16 protein-coding genes are annotated in these 15,972 nt (G+C 74.0%); 6 read left to right on the top strand and 10 right to left on the bottom strand.

Annotated elements, in window-relative coordinates:
* Positions 1–129: 129 nt before the first annotated feature.
* The 7 genes from EDD28_RS04785 to EDD28_RS04755 all read right to left on the bottom strand — a co-directional run bounded on the left by EDD28_RS04785 (position 130) and on the right by EDD28_RS04755 (position 7,241).
* A complete protein-coding gene (locus EDD28_RS04785; protein WP_148059549.1) occupies positions 130–369 on the bottom strand; it encodes a hypothetical protein in 240 nt (79 codons plus the stop codon).
* 16 nt (positions 370–385) lie between these two features.
* A complete protein-coding gene (locus EDD28_RS04780) occupies positions 386–706 on the bottom strand; it encodes a hypothetical protein (protein WP_123738569.1) in 321 nt (106 codons plus the stop codon).
* Positions 707–1,414: 708 nt separating this feature from the next.
* Positions 1,415–2,341, bottom strand: coding sequence for a PfkB family carbohydrate kinase (locus tag EDD28_RS04775; protein ID WP_123738568.1), 927 nt, complete (start codon positions 2,339–2,341; stop codon positions 1,415–1,417).
* Complete coding sequence (locus EDD28_RS04770; RefSeq protein WP_123738567.1) at positions 2,338–3,411, bottom strand: ADP-ribosylglycohydrolase family protein; 1,074 nt, start codon at positions 3,409–3,411, stop codon at positions 2,338–2,340. The genes EDD28_RS04775 and EDD28_RS04770 overlap by 4 nt, the downstream gene beginning before the upstream one ends.
* 59 nt (positions 3,412–3,470) lie before the next feature.
* Positions 3,471–4,040: a peptide deformylase gene (gene def / locus EDD28_RS04765; RefSeq protein ID WP_123738566.1), complete on the bottom strand. Its 570-nt coding sequence runs from the start codon at positions 4,038–4,040 to the stop codon at positions 3,471–3,473.
* A gap of 26 nt (positions 4,041–4,066) precedes the next feature.
* The gene (locus EDD28_RS04760; RefSeq protein WP_123739933.1) at positions 4,067–4,666 is read right to left on the bottom strand and encodes a 1-acyl-sn-glycerol-3-phosphate acyltransferase; all 600 of its coding nucleotides are present in this window, start codon (positions 4,664–4,666) and stop codon (positions 4,067–4,069) included.
* Positions 4,667–4,757: 91 nt separating this feature from the next.
* Positions 4,758–7,241 carry a lysylphosphatidylglycerol synthase transmembrane domain-containing protein gene (locus EDD28_RS04755; protein ID WP_123738565.1) on the bottom strand — a complete coding sequence of 828 codons (2,484 nt, stop codon included), beginning with the start codon at positions 7,239–7,241 and terminating at the stop codon, positions 4,758–4,760.
* Positions 7,242–7,391: 150 nt separating this feature from the next.
* Here EDD28_RS04755 and EDD28_RS04750 point away from each other — a divergent pair, with 150 nt between their 5' ends.
* Complete coding sequence (locus tag EDD28_RS04750) at positions 7,392–8,147, top strand: EF-Tu/IF-2/RF-3 family GTPase (RefSeq protein ID WP_123738564.1); 756 nt, start codon at positions 7,392–7,394, stop codon at positions 8,145–8,147.
* Here the strand turns inward: EDD28_RS04750 and EDD28_RS04745 are convergent.
* Positions 8,144–8,923 (bottom strand): SGNH/GDSL hydrolase family protein, encoded by a 780-nt coding sequence (locus EDD28_RS04745; protein ID WP_123738563.1) that lies wholly within the window; start codon positions 8,921–8,923, stop codon positions 8,144–8,146. The two genes, EDD28_RS04750 and EDD28_RS04745, sit on opposite strands and share 4 nt — an antisense overlap.
* A 236-nt stretch (positions 8,924–9,159) precedes the next feature.
* On the opposite strand from EDD28_RS04745, the gene dnaK reads away from it, so the two are divergent.
* Genes dnaK through EDD28_RS04725 form a run of 4 tightly spaced genes read left to right on the top strand, consistent with a single transcriptional unit; the run spans position 9,160 to position 13,197 of the window.
* Positions 9,160–11,022 carry a molecular chaperone DnaK gene (gene dnaK / locus EDD28_RS04740; RefSeq protein WP_123738562.1) on the top strand — a complete coding sequence of 621 codons (1,863 nt, stop codon included), beginning with the start codon at positions 9,160–9,162 and terminating at the stop codon, positions 11,020–11,022.
* Positions 11,019–11,645, top strand: a complete 627-nt coding sequence (locus EDD28_RS04735; protein ID WP_245967917.1) for a nucleotide exchange factor GrpE — start codon at positions 11,019–11,021, stop codon at positions 11,643–11,645. Before dnaK ends, EDD28_RS04735 begins: the two co-directional genes overlap by 4 nt.
* Positions 11,646–11,697: 52 nt before the next feature.
* Positions 11,698–12,750 (top strand): DnaJ C-terminal domain-containing protein, encoded by a 1,053-nt coding sequence (locus EDD28_RS04730; RefSeq protein WP_123738561.1) that lies wholly within the window; start codon positions 11,698–11,700, stop codon positions 12,748–12,750.
* A 27-nt stretch (positions 12,751–12,777) separates the two neighbouring features.
* Positions 12,778–13,197, top strand: coding sequence for a heat shock protein transcriptional repressor HspR (locus EDD28_RS04725; protein WP_123738560.1), 420 nt, complete (start codon positions 12,778–12,780; stop codon positions 13,195–13,197).
* Between the two features lie 36 nt (positions 13,198–13,233).
* Here EDD28_RS04725 and EDD28_RS04720 read toward each other — a convergent pair whose 3' ends face one another.
* Entirely contained in the window at positions 13,234–14,373 is a 1,140-nt protein-coding gene (locus EDD28_RS04720) for a glycoside hydrolase family protein (RefSeq protein WP_123738559.1), read from the bottom strand.
* 123 nt (positions 14,374–14,496) lie between these two features.
* The gene (locus EDD28_RS04715) at positions 14,497–15,228 is read right to left on the bottom strand and encodes an IclR family transcriptional regulator (protein WP_170169358.1); all 732 of its coding nucleotides are present in this window, start codon (positions 15,226–15,228) and stop codon (positions 14,497–14,499) included.
* Positions 15,229–15,440: 212 nt separating this feature from the next.
* On the opposite strand from EDD28_RS04715, the gene EDD28_RS04710 reads away from it, so the two are divergent.
* Positions 15,441–15,902 carry a MaoC/PaaZ C-terminal domain-containing protein gene (locus EDD28_RS04710; protein WP_123738557.1) on the top strand — a complete coding sequence of 154 codons (462 nt, stop codon included), beginning with the start codon at positions 15,441–15,443 and terminating at the stop codon, positions 15,900–15,902.
* Positions 15,903–15,972: the final 70 nt, after the last annotated feature.

The following is a 15,972-nucleotide window of genomic DNA, read 5'->3' as shown; positions in this document are numbered from 1 at the left end:
GGGGATGACCGGGCCGTCCCCGCCTACGACCCGTCAGGTCGGCGAGGTCGGCCGGTGCGTTCTCGGGGGGCAAGGGCCGGGGTGTCCTCAGTGGGCCGGTGCGTCGAGCCGAGCGCGGCGGCGGCGAGGCTACGTCGCGTCGATGCGCGACTTGAAGCGCTGCTGCGCCCCCTGCTTCGTGAGGCCGTAGAGCGCGCCGATCTTGCTCCAGGTCGCGCCCTCGCGACGCAGCCGCTTCACCTGCTCCAGCTCGAGCTGCTCGAACCGCTCGCGCGCCTCGCGGGCGGCGGCCAGCCGGACCAGCGGATCCTTGATGGCGGAGATGGCGTCGGCCACCTTCTCGAGGCGCTTGGCCTGCTGGCTCTGCATGAGGCGAGTGTAGGGGTCAGCCGACACCGGGGATGAGCGCGATCTCCTCGGCGCGGACGAGCGCCAGCGTGAGGTGGAGGCACAGTCCGAGGCACAGGCCCGTGCCGATCCACAGGACCGAGCGCGCCCAGCGCTGCCGGTGCGCGACGCCAACGAGGCCTGCCAGCATCATCGCGGCGACCGCGGTCCAGGCGATGGGGCCGCCGCCCCCGATGAACAGCCCGATCGCGAAGGCGAGGCCGGCCCAGAGCCAGCGTGCCGCGCCTCCGCCCGAGGGCCGGACCGCGTGGCCCGGCAGCATCGGCGACTCGACCTGGGACTCGCGAACAAGCGCCATCGCGCACCTCCTCGAGCACGTCATGGGCCGGCCGTGTGACCTGCCTCACGCCAGTGTTACCGAATCGTGACCTTTCGTCCATCACCGCCACGCCGGGGTCAAGGACGGCCCGGGCGCGTTCCGCCCAGTGAGGCGGCCGGTCGGTGGCCACGGCGGTGGCCGTGGCCACGGTGGGACCGGGTCGCGGGGGGAGACGCGGTCGTGGCGTGGCCATGCTGGTGGCCGTGGCCACGGTGGAGCCGGGTCGGTGCGGGGATGCGGTTGTGGGGTGGCCGTGGCCGCCGCGGAGCCGGGTCCGTGACTCGTCCTGCGCAGACGGTCGTGGTGACGGCTCCGGACGGGAGATGTGATGCCCGATGCGGTCGTGGGGTGGCCACGGTGGTGGCCGTGGCCACGGTGGAGCCGGGTCGGTGCGTGGATGCGGTTGTGGGGTGGCCATGGCGGTGGCCGTGGCCACGGTGGGGCCGGGTCGCGGGGGCGATGCGGTTGTGGGGTGGCCGCGGCGGTGGCCGTGGCCACGGTCGAGCCGTGTCCGTGACTCGTCCTGCGCAGGCGGTCGTGGTGACGGCTCCGGACGGGAGATGTGGTGCCCGACGCGGTCGTGGCGTGGCCATGCTGGTGGCCGTGGTCACGGTGGGGCCGGGTCCACGCGTGCATGCGGTTGTGGCGTGGCCATGGCCGACCTCAGCCCGGCCCGCCTACCCGGACCTACACCCCGAGGGCGTCGAGCTCCGCGGCCGTCGGGCAGGTGGCGGGGCCGCGGCGGGTGACCGTGATCGCGCCGGCGAGGTTGGCTCGTCGCACGGCCGCCGACAGCTCCCACCCCGCGGCGAGGCAGGCCGCGAGCACGCCGGTGTGGGCGTCCCCGGCCCCGGTCGTGTCGACGACGCGGTCCGGCTCCAGGTGCAGCGACGGCACGGACACCTCGGCCAGGCCACCGTCGTTCGTCTCGACCCGGGTCCCGGCGGCGCCGAGCCGGTGCAGCACGGCGGCGCCCGGGTTGCCGAGCGAGCCGAGCCGCGACCGCACCGCCGACGCCCCGCCGAGCAGGCCGGTCTCCCGCTCGTTGAGGCTCACGACCGCGGCACGCGCCAGCACGCGGTCGAGGAGGTCGGGTGCCACGACGTCGCACACCGGGCTCACGTCCAGGACGATCCGGCCCCGGACGGCGTCCGACTCCAGCCAGTCGGCGAGCACGGCCCCCGAGTCGTAGGCGAGGTCATAGCCGGAGACGACCACGACGTCCGCCGGGCCGGCCGCGATCGGCGCGAGCCACTCGGGACGCAGGTCCGCCTCGACCCCGGCCGCCGTGAGGAAGGTGCGCTCGCCGTCCGGCTCGACCACGGTGACGCACAGCCCGGTGTCGCCGGCTCCGCCGTCCGCGGTGACCGGGCAGGCGACTCCCTCGGCCTCCAGCGCCGCCCGCGCGAGCCGGCCCCACGCGCCGGTGCCGAGCGGGCTGGCGAGCACGGTCACCGCTCCCTGGCGCGCGGCGGCGAGCGCCGTGTTGACGCCCCCGCCGGGGGTCGGGTCGGCCGCGGTCCCGAGCACGTCCCCGCCGCGCTCGGGCAGGTGCGGCATGGCGAGCGGCAGGTCGACGATCGCGGACACGGTCGAGTACACGGTGGGGCTCATTGGCCGGCCCCCTCGGCGGCCCCGGTGGAGCGCCCGGCGCCGAGGCGCAGCTCGACCAGGCGCACCGCGAGCCGGTCGAGCGCTGACGGCCCGTCGGCCAGGGCCGGGTTGGCGGCGAGCAGGGCGGCGACCACGTCGTCCGGCCAGCTGGCCCCCGCGGCCCCCGCGATGGCGCCGACGATCGCCGCGATCGTGTCCGAGTCGCCGCCGAGCGAGGCGGCGGCGCGCAGGGCGAGCCAGGGATCGGGCGTGAGCGAGAGGATCGCGAACGCCGCGGGGACGGACTCCTGCGTCGCCATGCTCGTGCCGACGAGCTCGGAGATCAGCTCGAGCCCGGCCTCGAGCGGCTGCTCGCGCACCACGTCGAGCGCCCACTCGATCCGCATCGCGACGTCGGCCCCCGGCACGTACTGCCCGAGCTCGCCGCCCAGGTGCGCCGCCTCGACCGCGAGGTCCGTCGCCTCGGCGACGTCGGCACCCTCCAGCGCGGAGCTGACGGCCGCGGCCACGGCGGCCGCACCCGCGACGGCGACGTTCGTGTCGTGCGTCGGCCGGCTCACCTCGTGCACCCGCCGGGCCAGCTCCTCGAGCGGTCGCGGCGGGACGAGGATGCCGACGGGCGCGACGCGCATCGCGGCACCGTTCGTGTCGCCCCAGCGGCCCGTCGTGAGCGGGTCGGCGCCGGCGGCGATGGCCTCGACGGCGCGCAGCGTGCTCGGCCCGAGCAGGTCCTCGGAGCCGGTCTCGACCATCCGGCCGTGCCACGCGAGGAGCTCCCGCGCGAAGGCGAGCGGGTCGACGCGGCCGGGCCCCGCCGCGTCGTCGTCGAGCAGGGACCGCGCGAGCAGCACGGTCTGCTCCGTGTCGTCGGTGATCCGGCCGGCCGCCATGCCGCCCGAGATCGGGTTGTCCGCCGGGCCGGGCTCGAACCCGGCGAGCAGGCCGTAGCGCTCGCGGACGAGCGCGAACGGGAGGCACTGCGTCGGCATGCCGAGCGCATCCCCGACGGCGAGGCCGGTGAGGCAGCCGCGGGCGCGGTCGAGGAGCTCGCGGGACTGAGTGTCGTCCATGTCGCGACGCTAGCCCACGCCCCCGACACTCACGCCGGTTCGCCGCGACGGTCTGTGGATCAGCCCTCGCCGACCTCGTCGACGCCCGGCGTCCACGACACGCCCTCGACGCCCCAGCCGCGCTTCTTCGAGATCTTCTGGCAGATCTGCCGCTCCTTGCGGGAGAGCCGGTCCGTGTAGAGGTAGCCGAGCAGGTGGTCGAACTCGTGCTGGAGGATGCGCGCGCGCCAGCCGGTCACGTCGAGCCGGACGGGCTCGCCGTCGAGGTCGATCCCGGTGACGACCGCGTGGTCGGAGCGACGCAGCGGGAAGCGCTCGCCCGGGAACGACAGGCAGCCCTCCTCCTCGGTCTCCTCGTCGGGCTCGCCCGGCTCGAGCGGCGTCATCCACAGCTCGGGGTTGAGGACCACGCCGCGCCACGGGGCGTCGTCGTCATCGACGTAGCTGTAGGTGAAGATGCGCAGCCCGACGCCGACCTGCGGAGCGGCGAGCCCGACGCCGGGGGCGGCGTCCATGGTCTCGTACATGTCGGCGACGAGGGTGCGGACCTCGTCCGTGATCTCGGCGACCGGCTCGGCCGGGCGGTGCAGGACGGGGTCGCCGGAGACGACGATGGGAAGGATGGCCACGGGGTGATTCTCGCAGGCCGACCGGGTCAGGCCGGCTCGACCGGCCGGTCGTCCCCGCCCCGCGGCTCCTGCGCGAGCCGCGGCTCGGAGCGGTTGGCCGGGCGCAGCCCCGACTTGTCGGCGTAGAAGGCGCGGATGACGTCCATGTCGGCCCCGACGTTGCCCGTCAGCTCGATCGTCGGCCCGAGCCCGCACGTCATGGTGTCCCGGTCGACGTAGCCGAGCGTGACGGGCAGGTCGGCCTCGCGCGCGATCCGGTAGAAGCCGGACTTCCAGCCCCCGCCGCCGCGCCGCGTGCCCTCCGGCGTCACGACGATCGAGAACGGCCGCTCGCTCTGGCCCGCCACGATCTCCTCCACCAGCCGGCCGGGGTTCGCGCGGTCGACCGGGATCCCGCCGAGCGCCCGCGTGAGCAGGCCGAGCGGTGGAGCGAAGAGCTGCTTCTTGCCGAGCCAGTGCAGCTCGATGTCGTAGGTCCAGGCGATCGCGACCATGAGCACGCCGTCCCAGTTGGACGTGTGCGGGGCGCCGATGATGACGCGGGCCGTCGTGGCGGGCGGCTGCGGCTCGCTCACGAGCGTCCACCGGCTGAGCCGCCAGTACAGGCGGGCGAGGGAGCGTCGGATCACCGGCCAACCCTACGGCCGTCGCCGTCGCCGTCGCCGACCGCGCGACGCTGCGCCGTGCGACGCTGCGCCGCACCCCTCGCGGACCGCACTAGAGGATCTCCCGCTTCGTCAGCACGCGGAACGAGACGAACCCCGGCGGGATCGGCAGCCAGAACGTGACCAGCCGGTAGAGCAGGACCGCGGCGAGCGCCGCCGACGTCGACATCCCGATCGCCACGAGCGCCGCCGTCAGCACGGCCTCGACGGCGCCGATCCCGCCCGGCGTCGGCGCGGCACTCGCCAGCGACCCGGCGGTCAGCGACACCAGCACGACGGCGACGAGCGGCGTCGTCGCGTCGAAGGCGCGCGACGCGGCGAACAGCGAGAACGCGTAGCCGAGCGGCAGGAGCGCCACGCCGACGACGAGCTGCGTCATCTTCCACGGCGACGTCATGACGGGCTGGAGCGCCTCGATGCCCTGCCGCGCCGACGGCAGGACGTGCGAGCGGAGCAGCGAGCGGACGCGCGGGACGGCGAGCAGCACCGCGACGACCACCACGACGGCGACGCCGGCGCCGACGAGCACCCGCTCGGACGGCAGGTGCGAGACGAGATCGGCGAACACGCCCGTCGTCCCGCCCCACAGCGCGAACACGACGATGAGGACGACCTGGACGGCCACGACGGCCGCCTCCTTCGCCGCGCTCGCCGAGATGGCGACGGGCAGGGGATAGCCGCGCTGCTGGAGGAAGCGGACGTTGAGGCCGATGGTCGACAGGCCGGGCGGGGAGAACGTCGCGACGAACGAGCTGGCCAGCGCCACCAGGCCGGCGTCGACGGGCGGGACGCGTCCGGGGGTCGACCCGGCGAGCCCGATCCCGCACCCGACGTAGGTGAGCGCGGAGGCGACGAGGAGCAGTGGCAGCCAGCCCCAGTCGGCGTGCCGGACGGAGTCGATCATGGTCGGCCACTCGGCCAGCTCCGGGACGAGGAAGTAGAACGCGACGACGAGCGCGAGCGCCGCGACGAGGGTCCGCGGGCGGAACCGCTCGATCGGCAGCGGCTTCTGCCGGGGGACGCCGGTCTGCGTCGCGATCTCCTCCAGCAGCGGGTCGAGGCCGCCGGAGGTCCGCTTGAGCGCGTCGCGCGTGCGCCGGGGGAGGGCCACCGGGACGAGCAGCCGCGACGCGTCGCTCACCCGGTCGCCGCCCAGCACCGCGACGGCGGGGGCGACCGCGCGCGCCGGCCCGACCTGCGCGTACGTCGAGGCGAGGAGGTCGGCGACGTCGCCGAGCAGCGCGTCGTCGTCGGCTCCCGCCTGGCCGCGTCCGAACGACGTGATCCACACGGTCGGCGCCGCGTCGTCGTCCGCCGGGACGTCGTCGTCCGCGCCGTCGTGGACGAGCAGCGCCCGCGAGGTGAGCGCGTGGTGGGCGATCCGGTGGGAGTGCAGCGCCGCCACCTCGGACCAGACGGCGCGCAGCACGGACTCCGTGACGTCGGCGTCGGCGACGTCGGCCAGCGGGATGCCCGCGACGTCGTCGACGGCGAGGAGGGCCTCGCCCTCGGGCGCCCGGGCGACGACGCGCACCCGCGGGACGTGGACGCCGCGGTCCGCGGCGAGCAGGCCGATCATCGCCTCCGACGTCACGGCCGCCACGGGCGAGGCGGTCCGGCCGCCGGAGAACACGCGCAGGCGCAGGCGGCGGTACGTGCCGGCGAGGTTCTCCTGGCGCCAGGTGTACCGGTCGACGACCCGCAGGAGGAGCGTGTCGCCGCCCGCGGGGGTGTCGACGCCGAGCGCCGTCCCGGGGGCCGTCCGGGCGAGCCACTGCCACGAGTCGAGCGCGGGGGCGCTCGGGCTGAGCGCGACGACGGGGGTGCTCGCCTCCGCCAGCGTCGCCGCGACGCCCGCCGCCGTGAGCCGGTGGACGACGCGACCGAACGCGAGCAGCACGCCCGTCCCGATCGTGCCGCCCACGCCGATCGCGAGGACGACGTCGAGCGGGGCCTCGGGCGACGCGAGCGTCCGCAGCACGGCGAGCAGCGCGAGCCACGTCCACAGGGGGCCGAGCCAGGCGGCCGAGGAGACCGGGCGCAGCGTCGCGACGACGGCCGCGGCCGCGGCGATGAGGATCGACGACGGCGCCGGGCCGAGGCCGGCGGCGATCGGGGTGAGGTCGGCGCCCGGCTGGAGCAGGTGCAGGTGGGTGAGCGCCCAGAACGCCCCGCCGCCGGCGACGCCGGCGAGGACGGCCCGGCCCAGCAGACCCCAGTGCCGCGCGAGGGCGAGAGCCGCCGGGAACGCGACGAGGCCGACGAGCGCGAGGCCCTGGAGCAGGACGAGGGCGATGTGCAGGATCGTCCGGGGCGCCCCGGCGAGCGCGTTGCGCAGGTCCTCGTCGAGCCCGGCCGTCGCGTTGCGGGCGACCGACGCCATGACGAGGCCGGCCAGCGCGAGGAGGACGAACCAGGCGAGGGCGCGCAGGTCGATCCAGGCGCTCCGGCTCGTGACGTCGCGGTAGGCGGGGCCGCTCGGCTCCGTCCAGGTCGGGTGCCACGCGGCACGCGGCCGCGCGGTCGGGTCTGCCATGCCCGCGAATGTACCGGCGCGGGCGCCGTCGTCCGGGAAGGTTGCCGGGCCGGGCGGGGCCGGTCGGGGCATGGCTGCCGGGCCGGGCGGGGCCGGACGCGGGCCGGTCGGGGCTCGGCAGGGCCGGGCGCGGGCGAGTAGCGTCGAAGGATGAGTCCCTACGACGACCCCCGTCAGCCGTCCGACGCCGCCGCGTCCTCGGGCGGCCGGAACGCCGTTCCGCCGCAGAACCGCGCGATCATCCGGGCCGCCTTCGTCAACATGGTCCTGCTCGTCGCCGCGACGGTCCTGTTCATCCGCCTCAGCGGGTCCGGCATCGGGCTGTGGGTCCTCGTCGGCGTCGCGCTCGTGTGCGGGCTCAACATGACGCGCGCGGTGTTCCGGAGCCGTCCCACGAGCCAGCCGACGCCGTCGGCGGCCGCTGCGGCCGCGGCGTGGGAGGCGGGTGGCGCGACGAGCACCGTGCCCGGTCAGGTCGACGGCGTCGCCGACGGCGGGGTCCGGGGGCCGACGTCGTACGCCGACCTCACCGGGCCCGGGTCGTACGTCCCGCGCGGCGACGCCGGGGCGGGACACGGTGGGACGGCGAACCCCTACGGGTCCCCGAGCCCGTTCGGCGCGCCGGCCGGCTCGGAGTCGGGCGAGCTCGCGCTCGAGGTCGAGGACGTCTTCTCGATCACGGGCCGCGGGACGGTCGTGACGGGCCGCGTCGCCGCCGGGACGGTGCGGGTCGGTGAGTGGGTCCGGGTCGTGCGGGAGGGCCAGGAGGTCGCCCGCGCCGAGGTGAACGGGATCGAGCAGTTCCGCAAGGTGACGGACGTGGCCGTCGCGGGCGAGCTGGTCGGTCTGCTCCTCGCGGGCATCCGGCGCGACCAGGTGACCCGCGGCGACCTCGTCACGTTCTAGGCGTCCCCGGCTCCCGTGGTGCCCGCCGTCACCCGCGTCCAGGTCGGCAGCTTCGCGACGCGGCCGTCGCCGGACGAGCGCCGCCACAGCCGCCGGCCCAGCCACGGCAGCACGTACCGCCCGTAGAACGCCGCGTCGTCGACGAGGCGCGGCCGGGCCGCGAGCGGCGGGACGGACCCGCGTGCCGGCTGGGGAATCCCGAGCCCCGCGAGCACGAGGTCGGCCGCGCGACGGTGCCCGTGCGGGTTGAGGTGGAGCCGGTCGGCCGACCAGTACCGGGGCTCGCGGATCTCCTCGTCGGCGAAGACGTTGACGAACCGCGTACCGGTCTCCTCGGCGAGGGCCGCGACACCGTCCGTCAGCTCCGCCCCGCGGTCGTGGACGAGGGCCGGCATCGGCAGCCGCGCCGACGGGTCGGGGCCGGCGAGCAGCACGGGCTCGATGCCGGCGTCCGCCACGCGCGCGGCGGCCGTGCGGATGAGCCCGAGCAGCGTCGCGGCGTCCATGCCGCGACGCAGCATGTCGTTGCCGCCGCCGTTGATCGTCACCATCGTCGGCAGCGGGTCGAGGGCCAGCACCTGGTCGACCTGCGTCGTCGCGATCGGCCGGAGCAGCCGCCCGCGGATCGCGAGGTTCGCGTAGTCGATCTCGCCGTGGCGGTCCGCCAGCCCGGCCGCGACGAGGTCGGCCCAGCCCCGGGGCGTCCCGGCCACCTCGTCGCCGACCCCCTCGGTGAAGCTGTCCCCGATCGCGACATACCGAACCGCAGCACTCATCCCACGATCCTCGCACCGCCGCAGTGTGAGTCCGCTCACCTTCCGTGGCGTCGGCGCGCAGGAACCGCGGAATCTCGCCGATCGCCGGCCACCTTGAGTCGACTCGGCTCAACTCGTGCTTGACCTGTCCGTCAAGACGGAGCAAACTTGAGCGTGGCGGACTCAACCAGTCCGATGAACATCGCCGCGACCCGCACGGGTGGCGGAACCGAGTCACAGAAGTGAGGAACACACACATGGCACGAGCAGTCGGCATCGACCTCGGCACGACCAACTCCTGCGTGGCCGTCCTCGAGGGCGGCGAGCCCACCGTCATCGCGAACGCGGAGGGGTTCCGCACCACCCCGTCCGTCGTGGCGTTCAGCAAGAACGGCGAGGTCCTCGTCGGTGAGATCGCCAAGCGGCAGGCCGTCACCAACGTCGACCGGACCATCTCCTCCGTCAAGCGCCACATGGGCACCGACTGGAGCCAGGACATCGACGGCAAGCAGTACACGGCGCAGGAGATCTCCGCGCGCATCCTCGGCAAGCTCAAGAAGGACGCCGAGTCCTACCTGGGCGAGCCGGTGACCGACGCGGTCATCACCGTCCCCGCGTACTTCAACGACGCCGAGCGCCAGGCGACCAAGGACGCCGGCCAGATCGCCGGGCTCAACGTCCTGCGGATCATCAACGAGCCGACCGCCGCCGCCCTCGCCTACGGGCTGGAGAAGGGCAAGGAGGACGAGCTCATCCTCGTGTTCGACCTCGGTGGCGGCACGTTCGACGTGTCCCTCCTCGAGGTGGGCAAGGACGAGGACGGGTTCTCCACGATCCAGGTCCGCGCGACCAACGGCGACAACCGCCTCGGCGGTGACGACTGGGACCAGCGGATCGTCGACTGGCTGGTCAGCGAGGTGAAGAACTCCTACGGCGTCGACCTGTCCAAGGACAAGATCGCCCTCCAGCGTCTGCGCGAGGCGGCCGAGACGGCGAAGAAGGAGCTCTCCTCCGCGTCCTCGACCACGATCTCGCTGCAGTACCTGTCGATGACGGAGAACGGCCCGATCCACCTGGAGAAGACGCTCACGCGGGCGCAGTTCCAGCAGATGACGGCCGACCTCGTGGAGCGCACCAAGGCGCCGTTCCACAACGTCATCAAGGACGCGGGCATCAAGGTCGACGAGATCGACCACGTCGTCCTCGTCGGCGGCTCGACGCGCATGCCGGCCATCACCGAGGTCGTCAAGGAGCTGACGGGCGGCAAGGAGCCGAACAAGGGCGTGAACCCGGACGAGGTCGTCGCCATCGGCGCCGCGCTCCAGGCCGGCGTCCTCAAGGGCGACCGCAAGGACGTCCTGCTCATCGACGTCACGCCGCTGTCCCTCGGCATCGAGACCAAGGGTGGCGTCATGACGAAGCTCATCGAGCGGAACACGGCCATCCCGACCAAGCGCAGCGAGGTCTTCTCCACGGCCGAGGACAACCAGCCCTCCGTCCTCATCCAGGTCTTCCAGGGTGAGCGCGACATGGCCTCGGACAACAAGGCCCTCGGCACGTTCGAGCTGACCGGCATCGCGCCGGCGCCGCGCGGCCTGCCGCAGATCGAGGTCACCTTCGACATCGACGCCAACGGCATCGTCCACGTCTCCGCCAAGGACCGTGGCACGGGCAAGGAGCAGTCGATGACGATCACGGGCGGCTCGGCCCTGCCGAAGGACGAGATCGACCGGATGATCAAGGAGGCCGAGGCCCACGCGGCCGAGGACGCCAAGCGTCGCGAGGAGATCGACACCCGCAACCAGGCCGAGCAGCTCGTCTACGCGATCCAGAAGCAGCTCAAGGACAACGAGGACAAGATCCCGGCCGACGTCGCCAGCACGGTGAACGAGGCGATCAGCGAGGTCAACTCCGCGCTCGGCGGCACGGACATCGAGGCCGTCAAGGCCGCGACGGCCAGGCTGACCGAGTCCGCGCAGAAGATCGGCGAGGCCGTCTACGCGGCCGACCAGGCGGCCGCCTCCGGCGCGACGCCGGACGAGGGCGCCCCCGCCGGCGCCGCGTCCGACGACGACGTGGTGGACGCCGAGGTCGTCGACGAGGAGGACGAGAACAAGTGACCACCGACTCGCAGCACGAGCCGGGTCAGGACGAGGTGGACGGGCAGGCCGGCGTGCCGTCGGCCGATGCCGCCGCGTCCACCGCGGGCGAGCGCCGCGAGGGTCCCGCCGGGACCGCGGCCGACGGCACTACGCCGTCGGCCGCGGCCGACGGCGCGGACGCCGAGGGCGACGCGGAGCGCGTGCTGGCCGACGTGCTCGACCTGCAGGACCAGCTCGCCAGGGCCAAGGCCGACGCCTACAACATCGACCAGCGGTTCAACGCGTTCGTGAAGCGCTCGCGCGAGCTCGAGGCGCAGGCGAGGGAGACCGGCCGCGCCGACGTCGTGGAGGCGATCGTCCCGGTGCTCGACGACATCGAGCTGGCCCGCCGGCACGGCGAGCTGTCCGGACCGTTCCTCTCGATCGCCGACAAGCTCGAGCAGGTGCTCGAGACCCGGTTCGGCGTCGTGCGCTACGGCGCGACCGGGGACGAGTTCGATCCCGAGCTCCACGAGGCGCTCATGCACACCGACGACCCGGACGCCACGACCACGACCGTCGCGATGGTCGCCCAGCCCGGCTACCGCCGGGGTGACGTCGTGATCCGCCCCGCCCGCGTCGGCGTGGCGGGTCCGGCGTGACGCAGGCACCGGCACGTGTGCGCGGGGCGCTGGCACCAGGAAGGAGGCGGTCATGAGCGGTGGCCAGGACTGGCTCGAGAAGGACTTCTACAAGATCCTCGGCGTTGCGAAGGACGCGGATGAGGCCGCCATCAAGAAGGCGTACCGCAAGCTCGCCCGCCAGTACCACCCGGACCAGAACCCGGGTGACGACGTGGCCGAGGCGCGCTTCAAGGAGGTCGGCGAGGCCTACGCGGTCCTGTCGGACCCCAAGGAGCGCGAGCAGTACGACAGCCTGCGCGCCATGGCGTCCGGCGGGGCCCGGTTCGCCGGTGGACCCGGCGGTCCGGGTGCCGGCGGCGGGTTCGAGGACGTCTTCTCCGGCATGTTCGGCGGCGGAGCCGGCGGTCAGCGGATGCGGTACTCGACGGGCGGCGGGGGCGGCTACGGCAGCCCCGACGTCGACCTCGACGACATCCTCTCCGGGATGTTCGGCGGGGCCGCCGGGGGCGCGCGGGGCGGGGCCGGCTACGGCTCCGGCTTCGGCGGACGCCGGGCCGGCTTCGGCGGCCCGGAGCGCGGGAGCGACCTGCACGCCAGCCTCACCATCCCGTTCCGCACGGCGGTCGAGGGCGGTGAGATGTCGGTGACGGTCGAGGGCCGTCCCATGACGGTCCGCATCCCGGCCGGCGTGCGCGACGGGCAGAAGATCAAGCTGCGCGGCCGGGGACGCCCCGGGGCCGGCGGCGGCGAGCCCGGCGACCTCGTCGTCGACGTCACGGTTCCCGAGAACCCGGTCTACGGGATCGAGGGGCGCGACCTCACGATCACGGTGCCGATCTCCTTCGCGGAGGCGGCGCTCGGCGCGACCATCGCGGTGCCGACGTTCGACGGCGGCACGGTCAAGGTCAAGGTCCCGGCGGGCTCCCCGTCCGGCAAGAAGCTGCGCGTGCGCGGCAAGGGGATCACGGCGAAGGCGGGCACGGGCAACCTCATCGTGACGCTCGAGGTCGTGGTGCCGGACCGGCTCACCCCGCAGGCGCGGGAGGCCGTCGAGGCGTTCGCCGCCGCCACCGCCGACGCCGACCCGCGCGCCTCGCTCCACGCGGCCGCGCGGGCACTCTAGGCACGGACAGCACGGACAGCACGGACGATGAACGCTCGGCACGACGCCTACACGGCCCCCGTCCTCCCGGTCTCGGTGGCGGCGGCGGTCGCGGGCATGCACGCCCAGACGCTGCGGCAGTACGACCGGCTCGGCCTCGTGGTGCCCGCGCGCGCCCCCGGTCGCGGCCGGCGCTACTCGCAGGCCGACATCGACGCGCTGCGCGAGGTCCAGCGGCTGTCCCTCGAGGGGATCAACCTCGAGGGCATCCGCCGGATCCTCTCGCTCGAGCGGGAGGTCGCGCGGCTCGAGCGCACGATCGAGGAGCTGCGCGGCTCGGCCGGCCGGGTGTTCGCGGCGTCGGCGACCGGTGACGTGGAGCCGCTCCCGCTCGGGCGGCGCTCGGCGCGGACGGCCGGGCAGGTCTCGGCCTCCCGCGCGCTGGTGCGCTGGCGCCACCCGCTCTGACGGTCGGTCGGGCCGGCCGCCGGCCGGGCCAGGTGGCTACCGCGCCTCGGCCGTCGCGGCTCGACCGAGCGCCGCGGCCCGCTCGACGGCCTCGAGGAAGTAGTAGTCGCCCCACATGTTGCTCTCCTGGACGCCGAGACCGTTCGCCCGGTGGTACGTCGCGAGGCGGATGAGCCCCTCCCACGCGGGGTCGTCGACCGCGAGGAACGGCGGCGAGCCCAGCCGGCCCAGCAGGCGCAGCCCGGCGCTCTCGTACCGGTCGCGTCGCTCGACGTCGACCTCCGCGAGCTGGAGCAGCGCGGAGCTCAGGATCGATCCGGCCGACGCCTCGTAGGGGTGCTCGGGGACCGGGTCCTCCCAGTCGTTGGGCGGGACCGGGTCGCCGTCGGCGTGGCGCAGGTAGGTGTCGGCGAGCGCGCGGGCCGTGTCGAGGAAGTCGGCGTCGCCCGTGCGGATGTAGCAGGAGGTGAACCCGTACAGCGCCCAGGCGTGTCCCCGGACCCAGCTCGAGTCCGAGCGGTACCCCTGGTGCGTCGCGTGGCGCTGGAACTCCCCGGTCAGGGGGTCGAACCAGCCCTCGTGCGCCGTCGTGGCGTCGCCGCGGACGAGGTGGCGACGGCTGGTCCGCGCGTGCTCGTAGGCCACGCCCGACAGGGACGGGTCGTCCGCGATGGCCGCGGCCTCGAAGAGGAGGTCGACGTTCATCATGATGTCGATGAAGGTGCTCCCCGGGTCGACCCAGGTACGGATGTAGCGCCCGTTCTCGTTGAAGTTGCTCGCGAGCGAGCGGGCGGCATCGACGAGCACGGTCGCCGTGCGCTCCGACGGTGCCGCCCGGTGCCAGCGACCCCAGCTCGGGGTGAACAGGAACCCGATGTCGTGCGTCCCGCGGTCGTGGCGCCGACCCTCGACGAGTCGCGAGTAGTGCTCGGCGCGCTCGCGCCACGAGCCGTCGGGGTGCAGGCCGGCGAGCACCCACATCTGGCCGGCGAGGAAGCCGCCGGTCCAGGACGGGGCCCAGGCGTCGTCGGCTATCAGCCAGCGGCCGTCACGCGTGTGGACGGGAATGGCGTCGGGATGGGTGTCGACGAGGCGACGCACCTGGTTCGCGGCGAATTCGATGATTCCCGCCGTGTCGATCGGTGACGGGTCGATCGCCATTCCTGGTCGCGTCATTCGAGAGGGCCCTTTCCGTCGTCGAGCGACCGTGCACCTCACCGTGAGAACGGTCGCCTCGAGAACGGTAGTGAGTTCCCGAATAGGGAAGCAATGACCCGCCGAATTTACGTTAGCGAGGTGCTACCGAGGGCCGAGGCCGGCCGAGATCGCCTCCGCCTCGGCCTCGAGGAGGTCGACGAGGGTGGCGGCGGTGCTCTCGTTGACCCGGGTCGCCGGCCCGGCGACCGCGAGCGCGGCGACGACGTCGCCGGCGTGGTCCCGGATGGGGACGCCGACGCTGCTCATCCCGAGCTCCTGCTCCTGCCAGCAGACGGCGTGCCCGGCCGCGCGCACCCGCTCCAGCTCCGCGCGCAGCTCGCCGGGGTCGGTGATCGAGTTCGTGGTGAACGAGCGCAGCGGCGTCGCCAGGACCTCGTCGATGAACGTCGCGGGCGCGTGGGCGAGCAGCACCTTGCCGGATGCGTTCCCGTGCAGCGACGAGCGGCGACCGACGTTGGCGATCAGCTCGAAGCCGGCGCTCGCCTGGCCGCGGTCGAGGTACAGCACGGCGTGCCCCTCGAGGATGCTGAGCAGGACCGCCTCGCCGGTCTGCTCCGAGAGCTGGTCGAGGTGGAACCGGGCGATCCGGGCCAGGTCGTTGGAGCGCACGACGGAGCTGCCCAGCTCCCACAGTCCCCAGCCGAGCTCGTACAGCCCGTCGTTCGTCCTCGTCACGGCCCGCTCCAGCGCCAGGGTGCGCAGGAGGTGGTAGGTCGAGGGCTTGCTGACGCCGATCCGTCGCGCGATGTCCGACAGGCTCATCGGCCGTCCGGCCTGCGCGAGCGTGCGGAGCGCGACGAAGGCGCGGCTCACCGACTGGACCGTGCGGGTCTCGGGGGAGGCCGGTGCCTGCGGCCACGGATTCTCGAGGGATCTCATGATTAGCGACTGCCTAACGCTAGTTTGCGAGACGATTGCGGTCACCATACCCGTCGACCTACTGTCGTGACGGGCCGGTGGCGGGACCGCATCGCGGCGCCCGCACCGGCACCCCGAGACGCCCCGAGACCGAGGAGGAGTGGGAGATGTCTGCCGACGAGACGCCCGACGTGTCCGGCGCCCCCGAGTGGACGCGAGCCGTGCCAGTCGGCAGCCGCGTGCTGCTCCGTCGCACGGTGAGCGAGAGCGACGTCTACCTGTTCGCCGGCCTCACCGGCGACCTCCACCCGAACCACATGGACGAGGAGTACATGGCGGCCGGGCGGTTCGGTCGCCGCGTGGTCCACGGCGCCCTGCTGGTCGGGCTGATGTCCGGCGCCTCGACGCGGTACGCGCTGAGCCGGCAGCCCGTGCCGGACAGTGTGAGCCTCGGGTACGACCGGGTGCGCTTCCTCGCGCCGGCCTTCATCGGGGACACCCTCGAGGTCGAGTACGTGATCGAGGAGATCGACGCCGAACGGGACCGCTCCGTCGCGGGCGTCAGCGTCCGCAACCAGGACGGCGGGCTCCTCGCTGTCGCCCGGCACCTCACGAAGTACGTGCGTTAGCCACCGGCTAAACGTAATTTCCATAGGCACTTGCTGCCCGCTCGCGCGGCTCCATAGTGTCCTGCGCACC

This window comes from Salana multivorans, from assembly GCF_003751805.1.
In the GTDB taxonomy this organism is placed as follows: domain Bacteria; phylum Actinomycetota; class Actinomycetes; order Actinomycetales; family Beutenbergiaceae; genus Salana; species Salana multivorans.
The sequence above is the reverse complement of the archived record's forward strand: the minus strand, read 5'-3'. Positions and strand labels throughout refer to the sequence as shown.